This is a genomic window from Pseudomonas sp. Colony2 (assembly GCF_019382755.1).
Taxonomy (GTDB): domain Bacteria; phylum Pseudomonadota; class Gammaproteobacteria; order Pseudomonadales; family Pseudomonadaceae; genus Aquipseudomonas.
The window spans coordinates 526,590-548,056 of record NZ_CP080030.1 but is presented as its reverse complement, the minus strand read 5'-3'; the positions used below and the strand labels follow the sequence as shown (position 1 = coordinate 548,056).

The following is a 21,467-nucleotide window of genomic DNA, read 5'->3' as shown; positions in this document are numbered from 1 at the left end:
ACACGGCGCGGGATGATCTAGGGATTGTGGCGACCGGTTGTCACTGCAGGCCTAGCGGAAAATCTCGATGCTGCCGTCCCTGTTCTGGCGGTAGACCGTGTAGGGCAGCACGAGGGTGTCGAGCAAGCCGGAGGCCACGAGCTCGGCGGCGAAGATCGGCAGGGAGCCGGAGGCATCGCGCGTGTGCTCTTTGGTGGTGTCGGGGGCGCCGTTCAAGGTGCAGAAACCGTAGATCACCCCACTGTAGATACGCGGCACGTTTTCACAATAACTGCGCGATTCCTTGAGGTTCTGGCTGGCAACGGCGTCCGGGCGAAACACCGTGTTGATGGTGCCGCAACCGGTGGTGGATACCAGTACAGCGGCGAGAAGGACTCTGGTTGCAAGACTCACGGACAACTCCATTTGGCATAAGTGTGGGCATTCATCCCTGCCCCATACAACCTTGCCGGATCCGTTTATGAACCCGGGCGCCAATAGATACTGATGTTGCCATCGGTACCTTGCTTGTAGACCGTATAGGGCAGGACCACTGTATCAACAATGCCCGAGACCGTTATATCCAATAGAACGAATGGCATCAGCACGCCAGTGAGGTCCGGCGCGGCGTGCAGCAGGCAGAAATCAAAGGCAACCCCGCTGTAGACACGGGGAATCGACTGGCAGTAGGTTTTTTGCTTCCTGAGTTCACGTGCCGCCGCCGCGTCTTCACGCAACAGCGTATTGGCCGTTCCGCAGCCGCTCAACACAAGGATTCCAATGCTTAGCGCAGCAATCATTTTTAGCGTCATGGCAAGCCCTCTGAATGGCCAGCAACGCTAACATCGGCCCTGTTGGCGACCCAGACCCCACGCACCGCCGCGCCATGTAAGAAGATTCCGAAATGGCAAAAGCTGGCTGAATCGTTAAACTCGCGCACTTTTGTGCGCCATGGATGCTGGTTTACTCATGAAAGTTGTTGTACCCACTCGATTTGCGATGCTGCTTCCCGGACTGCTTGGCCTGTACAGCAGCGCCCAGGCCGATGAAGCGCCACTGGTCCTGGACCCCAGCGTGGTCACCGGTTCGCGCAGTGCCAGCCCGTCGTTTGACCTGCCGTATTCGGTGGACAGCATCAGCCGTGAGCAAATCAGCGATGGCCAACTGGGCATCAATGCTTCAGAGGCACTGTCCCGCGTGCCCGGCCTGGTGGTTCAAAATCGCCAGAACTACGCCCAGGACTTGCAGATTTCCTCCCGTGGCTTCGGTGCCCGCTCGGCATTTGGTGTGCGCGGTATCAAGCTGATCGCCGACGGCATACCCGCCAGCACCCCGGACGGTCAGGGCCAGGCGGCGACGTTCAACCTCGACACCGCCGAGCGCATCGAAGTCCTGCGCGGCCCGGCCGCCACGCTGTATGGCAGCAATGCCGGCGGCGTGATCCAGATGTTCTCCCGCAACGGCGAAGGCCCGCCGCGCATCGGTGCCGAGACGCTGGTGGGCAGTGACGGCCTGAGCAAGAACCACCTCACCGCCGAAGGCGCGGCAGACGGCGCAGGCTTCGTGCTGGACGCCTCGCGCATGGACACCGACGGTTATCGCGACCACAGCAGCGCCCGCCGCGACCAGACCTTTGCCAAGCTCAATTTCGAGCCCGATGAAGACAGCAAACTGGCGCTGATCTACAGCAGCCTGGAACAGAACGGCACGCAGGATCCGCTGGGGCAGGCGTGGGATGCGTACAAGGCCGACCCGCGCTCGGTCAGCAGCGCCGCCGAGCTGTACAACACCCGCAAAAGCATCGACCACCAGCAACTGGGGATGAATTACGAGCGGTATTTCGGTGACGCCACACTGCAGGTGAATGCCTATACCGGGCGACGGAGCGTGATTCAGTACCTGTCGATTCCCAAGGGAACGCCCGCCAACGAACGCGGCGGCGGCGTGGTGCAGTTCGACCGCAAGTTCTACGGCGGCTCCGTGCGCTGGATGCAACCGGTCGACAGCGTGCCGGGCGAGCTGATGATCATCACCGGCCTGGATTTCGACCAGAGCGAAGACAGCCGCCACGGCTACCAGAATTACAGCGGCAACACCCTTGGCGTAAAAGGCCAGTTGCGCCGGGATGAAATCGACACCGCCCGCAGCCTCGACCCCTACATCCAGGCCAACTGGGCCATCAATCGCTGGACCCTGCAAGCCGGGGTACGCCACAGCACCATGGAACTGGATGTCGACGACCAGTTCCTGAGCAACGGCGACTCCAGCGGCAACAAGACCTATCAGAAGAACACACCGTCCGTGAGCGTGATGTACGCCTTCACGCCCGACCTGCACGGCTACGTCAGTGCCGGCAAGGGGTTCGAGACGCCAACCCAGGCGGAACTGGCGTACGCGCCGGGCAACATCGAAGGGTTCAACTTCGGCCTGAAGCCGTCGGAAAGCACGCAGTATGAAGTGGGCTTGAAGGCACAGTTGAACGACACCCGGGTCAACGCCGCTGTCTTCCAGATCACCACCGAGGACGAGCTGGTGGTGGACCAATCGATCGGCGGCCGCACCAGCTACCAGAACGCCGGCCGCACCCTGCGCCGCGGCTTCGAATTGGGCATCGAAAGCCAGCTCAGCGAGCAGTGGAGCACCAACATCGCCTACACCCGCCTGCAAGCCACCTACGACAGCGACTTCATCGGTGGCGGCAAACCGGTGGACAAAGGCAACTACCTCCCCGGTGTGCCGCAAACCACACTATTCGCCGAGCTCAACTGGAAACCCCGGGACTGGGTCAGCACCGCCGTGGAAGGCATGTACCGCAGCAAGGTCTACGTCGAAGACACCAACCAGCAACACGCGGCACCGGGCTACAGCGTGTTCAACTGGCGTGCACGCTTTGAGCAGAAGGTGGAGCACTGGACGTTCCACCAGACCCTGCGCCTGGATAACTTGCTGGATCGCCAGTACGTAGGGTCGGTCATCGTCGGAGACGGCAACGGCCGCTATTACGAAGCAGCGCCGGGACGCTCGTGGTATGCAGGCGCAGGCGCCGAGTACACATTTTAGAAACTGACCATCGAACTTGTGGCGAGGGAGCTTGCTCCCGTTGGGCCGCGCAGCGGCCCTAAACCCCTAGCCCACTGCCTTTGGCAACCGCTGATCAATCACCCGATACAACGCACTGCTCTCAGGCCAGTTACGCATAAACCTTGCCCGATCCCTGGCATATGCCGGAGCGAAGCTGCTCAAGGACGTGTGCTGACACATCGAATCCAGGTCGATCAGCGCCCAGCGATCCGTGTGCCAGAACAGGTTATGCCCCTTGAAATCCCCATGGCTGATGCGCTCGCGGATCAACTCTGCGAACAAATTATCCAGGGCCTGCAATTCGGCCTCGGGTGCCTCGCCACTCTCAACATACGGCGCGAACCGCTCGATAATGTCCGGCCCCGGCAGGTACTCGGTCACCAGATACGCGCGGCTGCGCAGCCACAGGAAGCGCTTTTCCAGCAACGCCAGCGGCTTGGGCGTGGCGATGCCGAGGAACGCCAGGCGATTGCCTTCGCGCCACGAATGCCAGGCCCGGCTCGGGCGCCAGAAGCGCTTGAGCCAATGGGCAAAACCCTTGATGTTGTAGCGCTTGATCACGAGTGGTCGACCAGCCACCTCGACCTTGGCGACACTGGCCGCCCCGCCGGTTTTATACAGGTGGCCCTGGTCGAGCAGCGCATCGGCCTGCGCCAGCACCGGCAGCATCGCCGCTTCTTCCTCACGACGAGTCGCGCGCAGGGCGAACGGCCCGCGCACGACGCTGAACAGCGTGCACTCCCGGCCAACCTTGCTCAGGAAGTCCTTCAAGCGCCAGACGCTGACCTTGCGTACCTGCTTCTGCAACGCTTCGAGCGGCAACGCGTGTTCGCCATTGCTCAGCAGGTAATACACCAGCAACTCTTCGGTAAACGGCTCGAGGTTTTTCGGCAACTGCGCGAAAAACACCCCAAGGTTTTCCAGCACCCGGTTGCGCGACAGCGGTTTGCCCGCTTCTTCGACACAGATCCCGGCGCCGTCGATCAAATACAGTTTGCCGTCCTGACGCAGCAGGTTGTCCAGGTGCAGGTCTTCCTGCCACAGGCCCTTGGCGTGCATCTGCGCAATCGCACCCAGCGCTTCGGCGAGCACCGCTTGCTGATGGTCAGCCAGCGGCGGCAGGTGTTCAACAGCCTGCCAAGCATCAGCCAGGCTGTCGGCGCCTTCAAGAAACTCGAACAGCAGCCAACCACCCTCACCCTCTTGCAGACCATCGGCCAGCAACAGCGGTGTGGTCAGGCCTTGTTCGGCCAACAACCGCACGCCCTTGAGTTCACGCTGAAAATGCCGCGCCGCCTTGCTGCCCACCAACAATTTGGCCAGCACCGGGCGCCCGCGCCACACAGCTGCGCCGACATAACGCTGGCCCGGCAATACCCGCAGCAGGCTCAGCAGTTGCAACTGCCCAGGCCCGGCAGCGTCTGCCAGTTCGATGCTCAGGGGCAGGCTTGGCGTGCGGCCGGCATTTTTCAGTTCGGACAAACGCATCAGCGGTTCTCCTTGTGACTGCGCCGGGCCGCCAGGCGCTGGTGCCAGGTGGCAACCAATGCGCTGTCCTGCGGCTGGTCCAGGTAGGCCGCCAACAGCTGGCGAACCTGATCGTCAGACCATTGCGGCGCACGGCGCAGCAGCGGCTCCAGGTCCTTGACCCGGTCACGCCAGCCGAACAGCAGCGGGCGGGTTTTCTCCAGGTCGATCAACTGTGCCGCATACCCGTCGCCGGTGGCTTGCAGGAAAATATGCTTGGGATAAAAACAGCCATGCACCTGGCCCACGCTGTGCAACTGACGAGCAAGCTGACCGCAGGCCAGCAGGATTGCCCGCTGCTGCACGTCGCTCAACTCAGACCATTGCTCCAGCAATGAATCCAGGTCATTCCAACCATCCAGCGCCCGGGTCAGCAACATCGCCCGATGCTCTCCAGCCACTTTGCGCTCACCGAAAAACGCCGCCTGCAATGCCGGAATACCCAACTGCCGATAGCGGCTGATGTTACGAAACTCGCGGGCAAAACTCGGCTCGCCAAACGGGCGGTGCAAGGTGCGCGTCAGGTAGTTGCTCTGGCGCTTGAGGTAGTAGCCCTGGCCTTCGAGTTCGAGGCGAAACACGCTGCTCCAGCCGCCGCGGCTGGTATTGGGCTCGTCCACCGCATCCAGTTGCTTGGCCCACAGCGCGTCGAAAGTGCCGAGGCCGTTGCGCTCAAGCAATGCTCGATCTTCGGCCGCCAGGAAATCACTCATTCTCGCCCCTCGAAAAACTTCACCACGTGGCGAATTCGCTGTTTGTCCGCCGCGCTCAAGTGTTTGCGCTGACGGTATTGCATGTAGAAGCGCAGGCGCTGGGTGGCCGACAAGTGATACTTGGCAACCTTGTCCAGGCAGGCCAGGTCCTTGGTGATGCGGTATTTGAGCCAGAACCCGCGCCAGAAATCGCCGTTGGGGCAATCAATCAGGTACAGGGTTTGCTGGTCGTCCACCAACAAGTTGCGCCACTTCAAATCGTTGTGGGTAAACCGGTGGTCGTGCATGGTCCGCGTGTATTCAGCGAGCTGGCGACTGATCTTGTTGACCCACACCGGGTCTGACAGTTGCGGGTCATTGCGCTCGGCCAATGCCGACAAGTCTTCAGTCTTCGGCAGCTCGCGCGTGATCATCGCCCCGCGGTGATACGCCAGGCCTTTACGCTCCAGACCCCAGGCGATCACATCGGCGGTGGGTATGCCCCACTTGGCGAAGCGCTTGAGGTTCTGCCATTCGGACTTGACTCGTGGCTTGCCCAGATAGCGGCGCAACCCCTTGCCTGCACCGACGTAGCGCTTGACGTAATAGTTGACCCCGCCGCGCTCCACGCGAATCACTTCGGACAACGGATCGCGGGTCAGCCGCTCGCCTTGCAGGGCGAACACGGCTTCCAGGCTACCAAAGTCATCCGCCAGGGCGGCGTAAGCGGGTTCCAGGTTCCAACCCGCCATCAGAGCGCATCCCCGTATCGTTGCTTGCGTGCGTAAAGCTTGGCGGCCATGCGTTCCAACGCCGACAGCAGCGCGCTTTGCTCGCCCAGGATCTGGCGCAAAGGTTGCTGGAAGTACGCCTTGAGAAACCGCAGTTTGTCGCGCCGGGTCAAACCGATCTCCAGGGCGGAGTAGTAAAGCCCCGCCAGATCCTTGTCACGCCAGCGCCGGGGAATCTTCGAACGCACCTGGGCACGGTGCAGGTCGATCACCGAGAGCTTGATGTTGTGCACGGTAACCGGTTGGTCGGTGTGCAACAGGAAGTGGCACAGGTAGCAATCACGGTGGTTCACGCCACCCCGGTGCATCGTGCCCAGGGTGCGCGCCAGCTCAACGGTCAAGGCATGCCGAATCGCCGGCACGGGCGGCTGTTTGACCCAGTCCATGGTCAGGTCTTCAAGGCTGACGATAGGCGCCAGCTCTTCAGTGACGATGAACGAGTGCTGGTCGGCCGGGTTGCTGCCCTTTTCACCAAAGGCCACGCCCGTCATGGTGGGCACGCCGAGCTCCCGCAGACGCTGGATCGCGTCCCACTCCTGGCCCGCGCCCAAGACAGGCAACTTGGCCGTGATCAGGTTCTTGAGGATTTCACCCCAGCCAATTCCCCGGTGGATCTTTACAAAATAATGGCGGCCTTCCACTTCCGTACGCAGGGTACGGCGCGCGGCCAGCTCACGAAACACCTGGCCGTCCAGCTTCTCGACTTCGGCGAACGCATCGCGTCCGGCCCACAGGGTCTTGAACGGTTCGGCAAGAATCAACTTCATCGGTTTGGCTCCGCCAGAATCAGGTCCGCAGCGTACTGCGGCATGCTATAGAGGTCGGCCGTCTCAGCGAAGGCCAGACCATTGCGGCTCCAGGCCGCGCGCGCTTGTGGATCGTCGAGCATATCCACCAGGTACTGGTTGAGCTGGGCCTGCTCGAACGGTTCGTCCAACACCCGGCCACTCTGGGCCTTGTCGATATAAAACGCGTAGCCGCAGACCTTGCTCACCAGCACCGGGAGGCCGGCGACCACCGCTTCGATCAGCACCATGCCGGCCGCCTCGTTGTACGCGGGGTGGATCAACAGGTCGGCGCCCAGCAGAAAGCGCGGGATGTCGCTGCGGCCCTTGAAGAACTGCACCTGGTCGCCCAGGCCCAGCGCAGCACTCTGCAATTGGAATACTTTGGGGTCGTCCTGGCCGATTACAAATAGCCGGGTGCGTTTCTTCAGGCTCGACGGCAGCGCGGCCACGGCCTTGAGGCTGCGATCGACGCCCTTGGTCTTGAAGCCCGAGCCAATCTGCACCAGCAGCAAATCATCGTCGGCCAGGCCGAATTCGCGACGAAACTCGGCGCGGATCTCGGCAGCATTGGGCGGCGCGCGGCGGTCGCGGGCGATGCCCGGCGGCAACAAATGAAAACGCTCGGCCTGGGTCCCGTAATACTGGGTGAACAGCTGCTGCTGGTGTTCGGACAGCACCATGATCTGCGTCTTGGCGTCTTTGTCGAACACTGCACGCTCGTATTCGGCAAAGTGCTTGTACCGCCCGAACCAGCGATACATCGGGTTGCGCAGGTTCTGCGCCTTGTCTTCGAACACGCCGTCGGCGGCGAAGTACAGGTCCAGCCCCGGCATCTTGTTGAAGCCCACCACGCGGTCGACCGGGCGCTTGGCTAGGTCGGCCTGGATCCAGGCGTAGAGCTTTTCATTGCGCCGATGGTTGACCAGCGCCTTGACCGGCGCCACCAGTACTTCAAAGCCCGGCGGCACGTCACCCTCCCAGATCAGCGTATAGACGCGAATCTGATGCCCGCGCTGCTGGCACTCCAGGGCAATACGCATGAAGTCGCGCTGCAGGCCGCCAAAGGGGAAGTATTTGTAGAGGACAAAAGCCAGTTGCATCAGTGTTCCTCAGCCAATAACAACGTGCTTAATCGCGTTGCGACACGCTCAGGGTTCAGGCGAGTGAAGCACAGGGGCCACTCGCGCTTGAGATCGAACCGACGCTGGTCTTCGGCAGTCGGTTGATAAGTGCATTTCTTTTGCAGGCATGGCGCACACGGGAAGTCGCTGGCCAGGTGAATCTGCGCCTTGCCATAAGCCCCGGTCAGGCCAGGATTGGTAGGGCCGAACAGGGAAATCGTTGGCACATCCAGCGCTGCGGCCAAGTGGCCAAGGCCGGTGTCGACCGCGACACACGCCTTCGCACCCGCCAGCACCCGGGCCACGCCCGCGAGGTTCAGCCTGGGCAGCACTTCGGCGTTTTTCAGGCCCTGGGCCAGGCGTTCAGCCCGGGCTTTTTCGGCGGCATTGCCCCACGGCAACTTCACGTCCACGCCAAAGCGGTCCATGCGTTCGGCCAGGTCGCGCCAGTAGGCTTCCGGCCAGTGCTTGGTGTCCCAGGTGGTGCCGTGCAGCAGCAGTACAAACGGTTTTTTCGGCGGCAGGCCCAGCAGCTTGTCGACACTGAGGCCGTAGTCGCCCAGGCCTTTTGGCAGGTCATAACCGAGGGCGACGGCAAACAGCTGGCGCAAGCGCTCCACCGCGTGCTGCCCACGGGCCACGGCCAGGCGTCGGGAATAGAAGTGCGCCGCCAATGGCTCGCGAGCCGACTGTTTGTCGAAACCGGCCACCGGGGCACGTACGTAGCGGGTCAGCCAGGCACTTTTCAGCAGGCCCTGGGCGTCGATCACCAGGTCATATTTGGTCGACTGCACGCTCTTCTTGAAGCGCCGCCATTCGCCACTCTTGAAGGTCTGCCAGAGGTTCTTGCGCCAGCGGCGGATCGCCACCGGGATCACCTTGTCCACCGCCGGGTGCCAGGTGGGAATCTCGGCGAAGCCTTCTTCCACCACCCAGTCAAACCGGATGCCCGGGATCGCCCGCGCCGCGTCGGTCAACGCCGGCAAGGCATGAATCACATCGCCCAGGGATGAGGTCTTGATTACCAGAACCCGCAACTTAACGAACCTCGACCACAGTGCCCTGCAACCGCCGCAACGCGTCGCTGACAGGTTGCGGCAGCAACTGGCGCAGGCAGTTGTAGTGGCCGAAGCGGCAGGTGCGATCAAAACACGGGCTGCAATCCAGGCCCAGGCGCACCACTTCGACCTTGTCGGCCAGCGGTGGGGTAAACCCGGGAGACGTCGAGCCATACACTGCCACCAGCGGGCGGTTCAGCGCCGCGGCCACGTGCATCAGGCCGGAGTCGTTGGACACCACCGAGTCGGCACAGGACAGCAGGTCGATGGCCTCGGCCAGGGACGTGTCGCCGCTCAGGTTGACCGCCTCTTCGCGCAGCCCCGGGATCAAGCGCTGGCGAATATCCTCGCCCACCGAATGATCGTTTTTCGAGCCGAACAACCAGACTTGCCAGCCCTCGCGAATCTTCATCTCCGCAACCTTGGCGTAATGCTCCGAAGGCCAGCGCTTGGACTCGCCAAACTCGGCGCCAGGGCACAGCGCCAGCACCGGACGGTCCAGCTCCAGGCCGAACTTGGCTAGGGCGGCGTCGCGGGTGACCGGGTCGATTTGCAGGCTCGGGCGCGGATAAGGCGTCGGCAACTCGGCTCCCGGCGCGTAGGCCAGGGCCATGAAGCGCTCAATCATCAGCGGGTAACGGGCCTTGTCGAGCTTGCGCAAATCGTTGAGCAGGCCATAGCGAAACTCGCCACGCCAGCCGGTGCGCTTGGGAATACCGGCGAAGAACGGCACCAGTGCCGACTTCATCGAGTTGGGCAACAGGATCGCCTGATCGTACTGGCCGGCCAGGGACTTGCCGATACGTCGACGGGTCGCCAGCTCCAGCGCGCCGTGGCCGAGCGGGAAGCTCAAGGCCTGACGCACCTCGGGCATGCGCTCAAGGATCGGCCGGCTCCACTCGGGGGCGAGCACGTCGATTTGGCAGTCGGGATGACGTTGCTTGAGGCACTGGAACAGTGTCTGCGCCATCACCATGTCACCGACCCAACTGGGCCCAACGATCAGAATATTCATGTAGTTTCCACAAACGATACGGGGAGGCTCATGCCTCCCCGCCTTATATAGTGTTTCAGCTTAACCCCAGTTCATGCCAGATTCGCTGCACCTGGCGCCGTTCGTCAGCGAACTGGTCCCCGGCCACCGTACCGGCCTCGTTCTGCAGGGCCTGGCGGTGAGCGGCGGAACGGTAGGCTTTATACACCTCGCGCAGCAAATGGGCATCGGCGGCGGGCATCAGCCCGACCTGCTCCAGGCCTTCCAGAATGCGGATATTGTCGGTGTAGCGCAGCAACGATGGATGTTGCGCAGACCACGCCAGAGCCGCGTATTGCACCATAAATTCAATATCGACGATACCTCCGGCGTCCTGCTTGAGGTCGAACGACGCCGTGGGTTCGAAGGCATTCGCCGCCGTTCCCGCCGCCGTGGACTTGGTGCCGAGGTTGTCGCGCATCTTGGCGCGCATCTCGCTGACCTCCTGGCGCAGCTTGTCCAGGTCCTGCGCGCGGCCCAGCACTTGCGCCCGTACCTGCTCGAAAGCACGGCCCACATCCTGACTGCCTACCAGCACTCGCGCACGCACCAGCGCCTGGTGCTCCCAGGTCCAGGCTTCGTTTTCCTGATAACGCGCAAATGCGCCCAGGGAACTCACCAGCAAACCGGATGCGCCCGAAGGCCGCAGGCGCATGTCCACTTCATACAACTGGCCCGAGTTGGTCTGGGTGGTCAGCAGATGAATGATTCGCTGCCCCAGCCGGGTAAAGAACTGCGCGCCATCGATCGGCTTGGCACCGTCGGTTTCGGCCTGGGGGTCTCCGTCATGGATAAACACCAGGTCCAGGTCCGAACCATGCCCCAATTCGATGCCGCCGACTTTCCCATAACCGACAATGATGAAGCCAGGATCGCACAAGGTGCCGTCCACCCGTTGCGGCGAGCCGTAGCGGGCAACCGTCTGGCGCCAGGCCAGGGCCAGCACTTGTTCGAGGATGGCTTCGGCGAGCCAGGTCAGGTAGTCGCTGACTTTCATCAACGGCAGGCTGCCGGCGATTTCCGAGGCGGCCACGCGCAGGCGGTGGGCCAGCTTGAAGTGGCGCAGGGCCTCCATCTGCTGCTCAAGGTCATCTTCGGGGATGCGCGTCAGGCGCTCGCGCAATTCGGCGGCCAGTTCCGGCGCCAGCGGCGGCTTGAACAGGCGGCCTTCGTTGAGCAGTTCGTCCAGCAGCAGCGGGAAGCGAGTGATCTGCTCGGCAATCCACGGGCTGGCGGCGCACAGGGTCAGAAGGCGACGCAGGGCGTCGGGGTTTTCCGTCAGCAACACCAGATAAGCGGAACGCCGGGCGACGGCTTCGACCAAGGGCAGGACGCGCTCCAGCACCAGGTCCGGGTTGGCATGTTCGACGGCCTGGGCCAGCAAGCGCGGGATAAATGCATCCAGACGCTCGCGACCCAGGCGCTGCATGGCACGCAATTGCGGACTGCTGCGCAGGCCGGCCAGGGTTTTCAAGGCTTTGGGCGCGTCGGTAAAACCGCCTTCCTGCAACTGACGGCAGGCGGCTTCCTCGTCCTGGGACTCTTCCCACAACGGCAACCACTCACCGCCCACCACCAACTCGCTCTCTTCGCCCTCTTCTTCATCCGGATCGGCAATCACCTGGCGGAAATGCCAGTCCACCCGGCCACGCCAGTACATCAGGCGCTCATGAAACGCGGTCCAGTCCGGAAAGCCCAGCATGAAGGCAATCCGCGCCTGGTCTTCGGTGCCATCCGGGAGCATCTGCGTCTGGCGATCGGCGATCGCCTGAATCGCGTGCTCGGTGTAGCGCAGGAATTCATAGCCATCGCGCAGCTCGGCGACCACCGCCGGCGGCAGGTAACCCTGGCCTTCCAGGGTACCCAGCACTTTTAACAGTGGGCGCTGCTGCAGGCTCAGGTCACGGCCACCGTGGATCAGCTGGAACGCCTGGGCGATAAATTCGACTTCACGGATGCCGCCCGAGCCCAGCTTGATGTTCTCGGCCATGCCCTTGCGCCGCACTTCCTGCTGGATCAACTGCTTCATGGTGCGCAGCGCTTCGATGGCGGAAAAGTCCAGGTAACGCCGGTAGACAAACGGTCGCAGCATGTCGAGCAGTTGCGCACCGGCAACCTGGTCACCGGCCACCACCCGCGCCTTGATCATGGCGTAGCGTTCCCAGTCGCGGCCCTGGTCCTGGTAGTACTGCTCCAGCGCGTTGAAACTGAGCACCAGCGCCCCGGCTGAGCCGTAAGGTCGCAGGCGCATGTCGACCCGGAACACAAAGCCGTCGACGGTCATCGGGTCCAGGGCCTTGATCAGTTTTTGACCAAGGCGGATGAAGAACTCCTGGTTGTCCAGCGAGCGCTTCACGCCAACCGTGTCGCCGCCTTCGGGGTAGGCGAAGATCAGGTCGATGTCGGACGACAGGTTCAGCTCCACTGCGCCGAGCTTGCCCATGCCGAGGATGACCATGTGCTGTGGTTCGCCGCTGCGACGGCCCGTGGGGGTGCCGAACAATACGCAGTGGCGCTGGTACAACCACTGATAGGCCTGGTCGATGCTGGCGTCGGCCATGTCCGACAGGTCGCGGCAGGTTTGCACCAGGTCCGCCTGTCGGGTCAGGTCGCGCCAGATGATCCGCACCTGCTGGCGGGTGCGCTGGCGGCGCAGAACCCGGCCCAGTTCGTCTTCTGTCTCGGCTTGTTGCACGGCCGCCGCAATCTGTCCGCACAGCTCGCCGGGGGCAAAGCTGCGGTCCAGTTCGCCCCAGGCCACCAGCTCGAGCAACATCAAAGGGTCACGAACACTCTGTTCAATGACGAAATCACTGGCGGCGCACACACGGGCGAAGTCAGCCCAACGTTGCGGCGTCCACTCAGAAAGGCCATTATCGCCGTCCAATCCGGCCACGGCGTCACGAAATGACTGCTCGGCCCGCTTGGCAAATGGAAGCAGGATGGCCGGGAGTTCGGCCTGCATTGGAAGGCTCATGGTCTATCCTTGATCGGCGCGTAAAGGGCTTGTAGCTGTGAACGCAAGAACCACGCTCGGTGAAGGACTGTCGAACAAAGGTTAGAAATAGCTGAAAATTTTTCTTTTTTGGCAGTCAACATCAAATCTCTACCCTTTCTTGTTCGCAAAAGATCAACAATAACGATTATGCTCGCCAGCTAGACCGAGCAATCCGCTCAGTCTTGTGTAGTTTTACTACTCGTATATACATTCGAAAGGCTGAAATGGCCGACGATTTGTAGTAAAACTACAGGACGCCGAAGCAACCTTCGGCCATCCAAGAATTTATGTCGTCTGCCCACAAGGCCAGTCGCAAACTTCAGGCAACCGATTCTGGTAGCCTTTCCGCCCTGGAGCAAGCCATGCAAGACCTCGATCCCGTCGAAACCCAGGAATGGCTGGACGCCCTGGAATCGGTTCTCGACAAAGAAGGCGAAGACCGTGCTCACTACCTGATGACCCGTATGGGCGAACTCGCGACCCGCAGCGGCTCGCAACTGCCCTACGCCATCACCACGCCGTATCGCAACACCATCCCGGTAACCCACGAAGCACGCATGCCTGGCGACCTGTTCATGGAACGCCGCATTCGCTCGCTGGTACGCTGGAACGCCATGGCGATGGTAATGCGCACGAACTTGAAAGATTCTGACCTGGGCGGTCACATCTCCAGCTTCGCTTCCAGCGCAACCCTGTATGACATCGGCTTCAACTACTTCTTCCAGGCCCCGACCGAAGAACATGGCGGCGACCTGATCTACTTCCAGGGCCACACCTCGCCAGGCGTCTACGCCCGTGCGTTCATGGAAGGCCGCATCACCGAAGAACAAATGAACAACTTCCGCCAGGAAGTCGACGGCCAGGGCCTCTCGTCCTATCCGCACCCTTGGCTGATGCCTGATTTCTGGCAGTTCCCGACGGTATCCATGGGCCTGGGCCCGATCCAGGCGATCTACCAGGCACGCTTCATGAAGTACCTGGAAGCCCGTGGCTTCATCCCTGAAGGCAAGCAGAAAGTCTGGTGCTTCCTGGGCGACGGCGAGTGTGACGAGCCGGAATCCTTGGGCGCCATTTCCCTGGCTGGCCGCGAGAAGCTGGACAACCTGATCTTCGTCATCAACTGCAACCTGCAGCGCCTCGACGGCCCGGTTCGCGGCAACGGCAAGATCATCCAGGAACTCGAAGGCGTGTTCCGTGGTGCTCAGTGGAACGTGACCAAAGTCATCTGGGGCCGTTTCTGGGACCCACTGCTGGCCAAGGACGTCGACGGCATCCTGCAACGCCGCATGGACGAAGTCATCGACGGCGAGTACCAGAACTACAAAGCCAAAGACGGCGCGTTCGTACGTGAACACTTCTTCAACACGCCTGAACTCAAGGCAATGGTTGCAGACCTGTCCGACGACGAGATCTGGAAACTCAACCGTGGCGGCCACGACCCGTACAAGGTCTACGCGGCGTACCACGAAGCGGTCAACCACAAAGAACAACCGACCGTCATCCTGGCCAAGACCATCAAGGGTTATGGCACCGGTGCCGGCGAAGCGAAGAACACTGCGCACAACACCAAGAAAGTCGATGTCGACAGCCTGAAGTTGTTCCGCGACCGCTTCGACATCCCGGTCAAGGACGAAGAGCTGGAGAACCTGCCGTTCTTCAAGCCGGAGCCAAACAGCGCCGAAGCCCGCTACCTCAGCGAGCGTCGCACTGCACTGGGCGGTTTCGTGCCACAGCGCCGCGCCAAGAGCTTCAACATCCCGACTCCGCCACTGGATACCCTCAAGGCGATCCTGGACGGCTCGGGCGACCGTGAAATCTCCACCACCATGGCCTTCGTGCGGATCCTCGCGCAGCTGGTCAAGGACAAGGAAATCGGCTCGCGTATCGTGCCGATCATCCCGGACGAAGCCCGTACCTTCGGTATGGAAGGCATGTTCCGTCAGTTGGGCATCTACTCCTCCGTCGGCCAGCTCTACGAGCCAGTCGATAAAGACCAGGTGATGTTCTACAAGGAAGACAAGAAGGGCCAGATCCTCGAAGAAGGCATCAACGAAGCGGGCGCCATGAGCTCCTTCATCGCTGCCGGTACTTCGTACTCCAGCCACAACCAGCCGATGCTGCCGTTCTACATCTTCTACTCGATGTTCGGTTTCCAGCGTATTGGCGACCTGGCTTGGGCAGCAGGCGACAGCCGTACCCGTGGCTTCCTGATCGGCGGTACTGCCGGGCGGACCACGCTGAACGGCGAAGGCCTGCAACACGAAGACGGTCACAGCCACATCCTGGCGGGCACCATCCCGAACTGCCGCACCTTTGATCCAACCTACGGCTATGAGCTGGCGGTGATCATCCAGGACGGCATGAAGAAGATGACCGAAGAGCAGCAGGACGTTTTCTACTACATCACCGTGATGAACGAGTCCTACCAGCAGCCAGCCATGCCGGCCGGTGTCGAGGAAGGCATCATCAAGGGCATGTACCTGCTCGAAGAAGACACCAAGGAAGCCGCTCACCACGTGCAACTGATGGGCTCCGGCACCATCCTGCGCGAAGTGCGTGAAGCTGCAAAAATCCTGCGTGAAGAGTTCAACGTCGGTGCTGACGTATGGAGCGTTACCAGCTTCAACGAACTGCGTCGCGACGGCCTGGCCGTAGAGCGCAGCAACCGCCTGCACCCAGGCCAGAAGCCTGCGCGCACCTACGTCGAAGAGTGCCTGGCTGGCCGTAAGGGTCCGGTTATCGCCTCTACCGACTACATGAAGCTGTTTGCTGAACAAATTCGTCAGTGGGTACCGTCCAAGGAATTCAAAGTCCTGGGCACCGACGGTTTCGGCCGTAGTGACAGCCGCAAGAAGCTGCGTCACTTCTTCGAAGTCGACCGTCACTTCGTGGTGTTGGCAGCCCTGGAAGCCTTGGCTGACCGTGGTGAAATCGAACCCAAGGTGGTAGCAGACGCTATCGTCAAGTTCGGGATCAACCCGGAAAAACGCAACCCACTGGACTGCTGAGGAGACTTTCTGTGAGCGAACTCATTCGCGTACCTGACATCGGCAGCGGTGAAGGTGAAGTAATTGAACTGTTTGTGAAGGTCGGCGACACCGTCGAAGCCGACCAGAGCATCCTGACCCTGGAATCGGACAAGGCGAGCATGGAAATCCCTGCTCCCAAGGCCGGCGTGGTCAAAAGCCTGAAAGTGAAGCTGGGCGACCGCCTGAAAGAAGGCGACGAACTGCTTGAGCTGGAAATCGAAGGTGCCGCTGATGCGGCCCCTGCGGCGGCCGCTCCTGCTGCTGCCCCGGCTCCTGCCGCCGAGAAGCCTGCCGCTGCTGCCGAGGCCCCTGCGGCTCCGGCGGCTGCACCTGCCGCCGAAACAGTTCAGGACATTCATGTTCCGGACATCGGTTCGTCGGGCAAGGCCAAGATCATCGAGCTGCTGGTTAAAGTCGGCGACACCGTCGAAGCTGATCAATCGCTGATCACCCTGGAGTCCGACAAGGCCTCCATGGAAATCCCTTCGCCGGCAGCCGGCGTGGTGGAAAGCATTGCCGTGAAGCTGGAAGACGAAGTCGGCACTGGTGACTTCATCCTCAAGCTGAAAGTAGCGGGCGCTTCGGCTCCTGCTGCTGCCGCTCCAGCCGCCGCTGCTCCGGCCGCCAAGGCTGAAGCCGCACCGGCTGCCGCCGCGCCTGCACCTGCGCCTGCTGCAAAAGCCGAGGCCGCACCGGCTCCGGCGGCTGCACCTGCGCCAAACGGTGCCAAGGTTCATGCCGGCCCTGCCGTGCGCCAACTGGCCCGTGAATTCGGCGTCGAGTTGAGCGCGGTAACCGCCAGCGGTCCTCACGGTCGCGTGCTCAAGGAAGACGTGCAGGTTTACGTCAAATCCATGATGCAGAAGGCCAAGGAAGCTCCGGCTGCCGGCGCTGCCACCGGTGGCTCGGGCATTCCGCCTATCCGCACCGTCGACTTCAGCCGCTTCGGCGAAATCGAAGAAGTGCCGATGACCCGCCTGATGCAAATCGGCGCGGCCGGCCTGCACGCCAGCTGGCTGAACATCCCGCACGTGACCCAGTTCGACCAGGCCGACATCACCGACCTGGAAGCATTCCGCGTTGCGCAGAAAGCCGTGGCCGAGAAGGCCGGCGTGAAGCTGACCGTGCTGCCCCTGCTGCTCAAGGCTTGCGCACATTTGCTCAAGGAGCTGCCGGACTTCAACAGTTCGCTGGCGCCAAGCGGCAAGGCGATAATTCGCAAGAAGTACGTGCACATCGGCTTTGCCGTCGACACTCCGGATGGCCTGCTGGTACCGGTCATCAAGAACGTCGACCAGAAGAGCCTGCTGCAGCTTGCCGCTGAGGCTGCTGCACTGGCTGCCAAGGCCCGCGACAAGAAGCTCACCCCGGACGACATGCAGGGCGCGTGCTTCACCATCTCCAGCCTCGGGCACATTGGCGGCACTGGCTTCACGCCAATCGTCAACGCGCCGGAAGTGGCGATCCTGGGTGTTTCCAAGGCCACTATCCAGCCTGTGTGGGACGGTAAAGCGTTCCAGCCGAAGCTGATGCTGCCACTGTCGCTGTCCTACGATCACCGTGTGATCAACGGCGCGGCTGCCGCACGCTTCACCCAGCGCCTGAGCCAGTTGCTGAACGACATCCGCACCATCCTGCTTTAAGCAACAACAGGTCTTCTGCCCATGCAGAAGACCTGGCTTCAACGATTTCCGAGCGCCACGCTCGTACCTCAACCCCGCCAATTGGCGGGGCTTTTTTTGCCTGCTTTCCAGGGAAAACCTGGACACGGAAATCGAGGTTGTACACCGCCCATCACCCCGGTTGCAGAAAACCGCTCGCTGGCCGATAACCCACTTATAGCACTTAGCCTTCATCCTCTCTTGTCAGCCTGTGCTGCATGATGCAACCTTGCCGCAGGCAACAGTAAAGAGGGCGTGAGCCCGGCGCGATGCGCATTTTTCCAAGCGAGTTTCCCCATGAAAAGCCAACCCGATGTCGCCCGTACGGCGGCCGAGGTAGTGACGCAATTACCGGTGCCTTCGCGCCTCGGTATGCTGCGTTTCGAGCGGCTTAATGAGGCTAGCTGGGCCCTGCTGTACCTCGACCCCAATTGCGAACGCCAGTTCGGCCTGCCCGCGATGGAACTGTGCGCCCTGATCGGCTCGCCCTACGCCAGCCTGATGGAGCCCCAGGCGCGCTATCAGCTGCATGATGCGATCCAGGAACAGCTGACCATCAGCCCGCATTACCTGGTGCGCTACACCCTGCACACCAACGACGGCCCGTTGAGCCTGCTGGAACTGGGTGAAGCCTACAAACAACACAATCGTCACCTGCTGCGCGGCTACCTGATGGTGGTCGACGGCCTGTTCAGTGATCTCCCACCGGCCCCTGCGGCAGACCTGGAGAGCCAGAACAGCCGCTTGCAGATTGCCCTGGAACTCAACCAGCGCGCCCAGCAGGAACAACTGCAACACCTTGAGCGGGTACGCGCCCAGCAGGAATTGATCCTGCTGCTGGCCCGCCAGCGCTACAGCACCAACAACTCGCTGCAGGAAGCCGCCGAGCTGATCACCCGCAGTGCCTGCGATATCTACCAGATCGACTGCGCGAGCATCTGGAACCTCGAAAACCAGCATCTGGTGCCGATTTCCGCTTATCACCGCGCCGATCAGCAGCACCACCTGCCAGAGTCTATCGATGCCAGTGGCTTCCCGGATTACCTGGAAGCCCTGCAAACCAGCCGTGCGATCGACGCCACCAACGCCATGCGCGACCCACGCACGCGTGAGATGGCCGAGAGCCTGCGCCCGCGGGATATCCACGCCATGCTCGACGCCAGCATCCGCGTCGATGGCAACGTGGTCGGCGTGTTGTGCCTGGAGCAAAGTGGCAGCACCCGCGTCTGGCAGTCCGACGAGATCGCCTTTGCCGGCGAGCTGGCCGACCAGTTCGCCCAGGTGATCAACAACCACAACCGCCGCACCGCCACCAGTGCCCTGCACTTGTTCCAGCGAGCCGTGGAGCAAAGCGCCAATGCGTTCCTGCTGGTCAATTGCGACGGCGTGGTGGAATACGTCAACCCCAGCTTTACCGCGATCACCCAGTACAGCACCGAAGAAGTCCACGGCCACCAGCTGTCGGAACTGCCGGCACTGGAGAACCTCAGCGAGCTGCTGTTCGACGCGCCTTCAAGCCTGGCCAAGAGCAACAGTTGGCAAGGCGAGTTCAAGAGCCGGCGCAAGAACCTCGAACCCTACTGGGGCCAGTTGTCGATCTCCAAGGTTTATGGCGACAACCGTGAGCTGACCCATTACATCGGCATCTACGAAGACATCACCCAGACCAAGCTGGCCCAGCAGCGCATCGAGCGGCTGGCCTACACCGACAACCTGACCAACCTGGGCAACCGCCCGGCGTTCATCCGCAACCTGGACGAACGCTTTGCCCGGGACAGCGACAGCCCCATCAGCCTGCTGCTGGTGGACATCGACAACTTCAAGCGGATCAACGACAGCCTCGGCCACCAGACCGGCGACAAGCTGCTGATCAGCCTGGCCCGGCGCCTGCGCAACAGCCTGACCGCCAGTGGCAGCCTGGCGCGGTTTGCCAGTAACGAATTTGCCGTGCTGCTGGACGATACCGACCTTGAAACCGGCCAGCAGGTCGCCAGCCAGTTGCTGGCGACCCTCGACAAGCCGATGTTCGTCGACAACCAGCTGATCAGCGTCACCGGCTCCGTGGGCCTCGCCTGCGCGCCGCTGCATGGCCGCGACCCGCAGACCCTGATGCGCAACGCCGGCCTGGCGCTGCACAAGGCCAAGGCCAACGGCAAACACCAGGTGCAAGTATTTACCGAAGCGCTGAATGCCGAAGCCAGCTACAAACTGTTCGTGGAAAACAACCTGCGCCGCGCCCTGACCCAGAACGAACTGGACGTGTTCTACCAGCCCAAGCTGTGCCTGCGCAGCGGTCGTCTGCTGGGGATGGAAGCGTTGTTACGCTGGAACCATCCGGAAAAGGGCATGATCCGCCCCGATCAATTCATCAGCGTGGCTGAAGAGACCGGGCTGATCATCCCCATCGGCAAATGGATCGCCCGCCAGGCCTGCCGCATGAGCCGACAGCTGACAGCCGCCGGCATGGGCAACCTGCAAGTGGCGATCAACCTGTCGCCCAAGCAGTTTTCCGACCCGGACCTGGTGGCCTCGATTGCCACGATCCTCAAGGAAGAACAGTTGCCGGCCAACCTGCTGGAACTGGAGTTGACCGAAGGCCTGCTGCTGGAGGCCACCGAAGACACGCGCCTGCAACTGGACCAACTGAAGAGTTTCGGCTTGACCCTGGCGATGGATGACTTCGGTACCGGTTACTCGTCGCTGAGCTACCTGAAAAAATTCCCGATCGACATCATCAAGATTGATCGCAGCTTCATCCATGAAATCCCGGACAACCAGGACGACATGGAAATCACCTCGGCGGTGATCGCCATGGCCCACAACCTCAAGCTCAAGGTGGTGGCCGAGGGCATCGAGACCGCCGAGCAGCTGGCGTTCCTGCGCCGCCACCGTTGCGACGTCGGCCAGGGCTACCTGTTCGACCGGCCAATCCCGGGGGCCGAGCTGATGACGATGCTTAAACGCTATCCTCGCGGGCCAATCGCCTGACAGCGCGGTAACACTCGGGCACACTGGCAGTCTGAACTCTTACTTGTAACTCAATCTGACTGAGAGGACTGATCATGGTCTTGCGCTCGGAAATCCTGGTGAATAAAAACGTGCTTCCCACTCAAGAACAAGCTTTGCCTGGCCGTGAAACCCCGATGTCGCTGCCCGAGACGCACTTCGTCAACGGCAACCCGCTGCTGGGCCCCTTTGTCGACAACGTAGAGTTTGCGATCTTCGGCCTGGGTTGCTTCTGGGGTGCAGAGCGTCGTTTCTGGCAGCGCGACGGTGTGGTCAGCACGGTGGTGGGCTATGCCGGCGGCTACACGCCGAACCCGACGTATGAAGAAGTCTGCTCAGGCCTGACCGGCCACAGCGAAGTGGTGTTGGTGGTGTTTGACCAGGACAAGATCAGCTACGAAGAGCTGCTGAAAATGTTCTGGGAACTGCACAACCCGACCCAGGGCATGCGCCAGGGCAATGACATCGGCAGCCAGTATCGTTCGGTGATCTACGCGGTCAAGCCGGAGCACCTGGAGGCGGCGAAGGCCAGCGCAGAGGCTTATCAGGCGGAATTGACCAAGGCGGGCCTGGGCACCATCACCACCGAAATCGAAGAAGCGCCGACGGTGTATTTCGCCGAGGCGTACCACCAGCAGTACCTGGCGAAGAATCCGCAGGGTTACTGCGGAATCGGCGGCACCGGCGTGACCTGCCCGATCTG

The 21,467-nt window shown here is 61.7% G+C and carries 14 protein-coding genes and 1 pseudogene (1 of these 15 only partly in view); 5 read left to right on the top strand and 10 right to left on the bottom strand.

The window, feature by feature from the left end:
• Positions 1 to 51: 51 nt before the first annotated feature.
• Both JV201_RS02255 and JV201_RS02250 read right to left on the bottom strand, forming a co-directional pair.
• The gene (locus JV201_RS02255) at positions 52 to 405 is read right to left on the bottom strand and encodes a YceK/YidQ family lipoprotein (RefSeq protein WP_008439144.1); all 354 of its coding nucleotides are present in this window, start codon (positions 403 to 405) and stop codon (positions 52 to 54) included.
• Positions 406 to 458: 53 nt separating this feature from the next.
• Positions 459 to 791: a YceK/YidQ family lipoprotein gene (locus JV201_RS02250; RefSeq protein ID WP_032899859.1), complete on the bottom strand. Its 333-nt coding sequence runs from the start codon at positions 789 to 791 to the stop codon at positions 459 to 461.
• Between the two features lie 157 nt (positions 792 to 948).
• Here JV201_RS02250 and JV201_RS02245 point away from each other — a divergent pair, with 157 nt between their 5' ends.
• Positions 949 to 3,039 (top strand): TonB-dependent receptor, encoded by a 2,091-nt coding sequence (locus JV201_RS02245; protein WP_174717770.1) that lies wholly within the window; start codon positions 949 to 951, stop codon positions 3,037 to 3,039.
• Between the two features lie 66 nt (positions 3,040 to 3,105).
• Here the strand turns inward: JV201_RS02245 and JV201_RS02240 are convergent, their stop codons facing one another.
• The 8 genes from JV201_RS02240 to glnE are packed head-to-tail and all read right to left on the bottom strand — an operon-like array spanning position 3,106 to position 13,047.
• The gene (locus tag JV201_RS02240; RefSeq protein WP_219406460.1) at positions 3,106 to 4,548 is read right to left on the bottom strand and encodes a lipopolysaccharide kinase InaA family protein; all 1,443 of its coding nucleotides are present in this window, start codon (positions 4,546 to 4,548) and stop codon (positions 3,106 to 3,108) included.
• Complete coding sequence (locus tag JV201_RS02235; RefSeq protein WP_008439156.1) at positions 4,548 to 5,300, bottom strand: lipopolysaccharide kinase InaA family protein; 753 nt, start codon at positions 5,298 to 5,300, stop codon at positions 4,548 to 4,550. Before JV201_RS02235 ends, JV201_RS02240 begins: the two co-directional genes overlap by 1 nt.
• Positions 5,297 to 6,031: a lipopolysaccharide kinase InaA family protein gene (locus JV201_RS02230; protein ID WP_003209451.1), complete on the bottom strand. Its 735-nt coding sequence runs from the start codon at positions 6,029 to 6,031 to the stop codon at positions 5,297 to 5,299. The genes JV201_RS02235 and JV201_RS02230 overlap by 4 nt, the downstream gene beginning before the upstream one ends.
• Positions 6,031 to 6,837 carry a lipopolysaccharide core heptose(I) kinase RfaP gene (gene rfaP, locus JV201_RS02225; RefSeq protein WP_003209450.1) on the bottom strand — a complete coding sequence of 269 codons (807 nt, stop codon included), beginning with the start codon at positions 6,835 to 6,837 and terminating at the stop codon, positions 6,031 to 6,033. Before rfaP ends, JV201_RS02230 begins: the two co-directional genes overlap by 1 nt.
• Complete coding sequence (locus JV201_RS02220; protein ID WP_003209448.1) at positions 6,834 to 7,958, bottom strand: glycosyltransferase family 4 protein; 1,125 nt, start codon at positions 7,956 to 7,958, stop codon at positions 6,834 to 6,836. Before JV201_RS02220 ends, rfaP begins: the two co-directional genes overlap by 4 nt.
• Positions 7,958 to 9,016, bottom strand: coding sequence for a lipopolysaccharide heptosyltransferase I (gene waaC / locus JV201_RS02215; RefSeq protein WP_003209442.1), 1,059 nt, complete (start codon positions 9,014 to 9,016; stop codon positions 7,958 to 7,960). Before waaC ends, JV201_RS02220 begins: the two co-directional genes overlap by 1 nt.
• Before the next feature lies 1 nt (position 9,017).
• Complete coding sequence (waaF, locus tag JV201_RS02210; RefSeq protein ID WP_219406459.1) at positions 9,018 to 10,052, bottom strand: lipopolysaccharide heptosyltransferase II; 1,035 nt, start codon at positions 10,050 to 10,052, stop codon at positions 9,018 to 9,020.
• Positions 10,053 to 10,107: 55 nt separating this feature from the next.
• The gene (gene glnE / locus JV201_RS02205; protein WP_219406458.1) at positions 10,108 to 13,047 is read right to left on the bottom strand and encodes a bifunctional [glutamate--ammonia ligase]-adenylyl-L-tyrosine phosphorylase/[glutamate--ammonia-ligase] adenylyltransferase; all 2,940 of its coding nucleotides are present in this window, start codon (positions 13,045 to 13,047) and stop codon (positions 10,108 to 10,110) included.
• A 383-nt stretch (positions 13,048 to 13,430) separates the two neighbouring features.
• Here glnE and aceE point away from each other — a divergent pair, with 383 nt between their 5' ends.
• The 4 genes and pseudogenes from aceE to msrA all read left to right on the top strand — a co-directional run.
• Positions 13,431 to 16,076, top strand: coding sequence for a pyruvate dehydrogenase (acetyl-transferring), homodimeric type (gene aceE, locus JV201_RS02200; RefSeq protein WP_003209439.1), 2,646 nt, complete (start codon positions 13,431 to 13,433; stop codon positions 16,074 to 16,076).
• 11 nt (positions 16,077 to 16,087) lie between these two features.
• Positions 16,088 to 17,740, top strand: coding sequence for a dihydrolipoyllysine-residue acetyltransferase (gene aceF, locus JV201_RS02195; RefSeq protein ID WP_219406457.1), 1,653 nt, complete (start codon positions 16,088 to 16,090; stop codon positions 17,738 to 17,740).
• A gap of 315 nt (positions 17,741 to 18,055) precedes the next feature.
• Positions 18,056 to 20,746: a bifunctional diguanylate cyclase/phosphodiesterase gene (locus JV201_RS02190; RefSeq protein ID WP_003209437.1), complete on the top strand. Its 2,691-nt coding sequence runs from the start codon at positions 18,056 to 18,058 to the stop codon at positions 20,744 to 20,746.
• A gap of 74 nt (positions 20,747 to 20,820) precedes the next feature.
• Positions 20,821 to 21,467 (top strand): annotated as a pseudogene (gene msrA / locus JV201_RS02185) (peptide-methionine (S)-S-oxide reductase MsrA) (its annotated part continues 39 nt past the right edge of the window); the annotation flags it as partial.

Excerpts from the sequence above, each read along its gene's own strand:
- JV201_RS02255 (WP_008439144.1), bottom strand. The coding sequence starts at position 405 with ATGGAGTTGTCCGTGAGTCTTGCAACCAGAGTCCTTCTCGCCGCTGTA.
- JV201_RS02250 (WP_032899859.1), bottom strand. The coding sequence starts at position 791 with ATGACGCTAAAAATGATTGCTGCGCTAAGCATTGGAATCCTTGTGTTG.
- JV201_RS02245 (WP_174717770.1), top strand. The coding sequence starts at position 949 with ATGAAAGTTGTTGTACCCACTCGATTTGCGATGCTGCTTCCCGGACTG.
- JV201_RS02240 (WP_219406460.1), bottom strand. The coding sequence starts at position 4,548 with ATGCGTTTGTCCGAACTGAAAAATGCCGGCCGCACGCCAAGCCTGCCC.
- JV201_RS02235 (WP_008439156.1), bottom strand. The coding sequence starts at position 5,300 with ATGAGTGATTTCCTGGCGGCCGAAGATCGAGCATTGCTTGAGCGCAAC.
- JV201_RS02230 (WP_003209451.1), bottom strand. The coding sequence starts at position 6,031 with ATGGCGGGTTGGAACCTGGAACCCGCTTACGCCGCCCTGGCGGATGAC.
- rfaP (WP_003209450.1), bottom strand. The coding sequence starts at position 6,837 with ATGAAGTTGATTCTTGCCGAACCGTTCAAGACCCTGTGGGCCGGACGC.
- JV201_RS02220 (WP_003209448.1), bottom strand. The coding sequence starts at position 7,958 with ATGCAACTGGCTTTTGTCCTCTACAAATACTTCCCCTTTGGCGGCCTG.
- waaF (WP_219406459.1), bottom strand. The coding sequence starts at position 10,052 with ATGAATATTCTGATCGTTGGGCCCAGTTGGGTCGGTGACATGGTGATG.
- glnE (WP_219406458.1), bottom strand. The coding sequence starts at position 13,047 with ATGAGCCTTCCAATGCAGGCCGAACTCCCGGCCATCCTGCTTCCATTT.
- aceE (WP_003209439.1), top strand. The coding sequence starts at position 13,431 with ATGCAAGACCTCGATCCCGTCGAAACCCAGGAATGGCTGGACGCCCTG.
- JV201_RS02190 (WP_003209437.1), top strand. The coding sequence starts at position 18,056 with ATGAAAAGCCAACCCGATGTCGCCCGTACGGCGGCCGAGGTAGTGACG.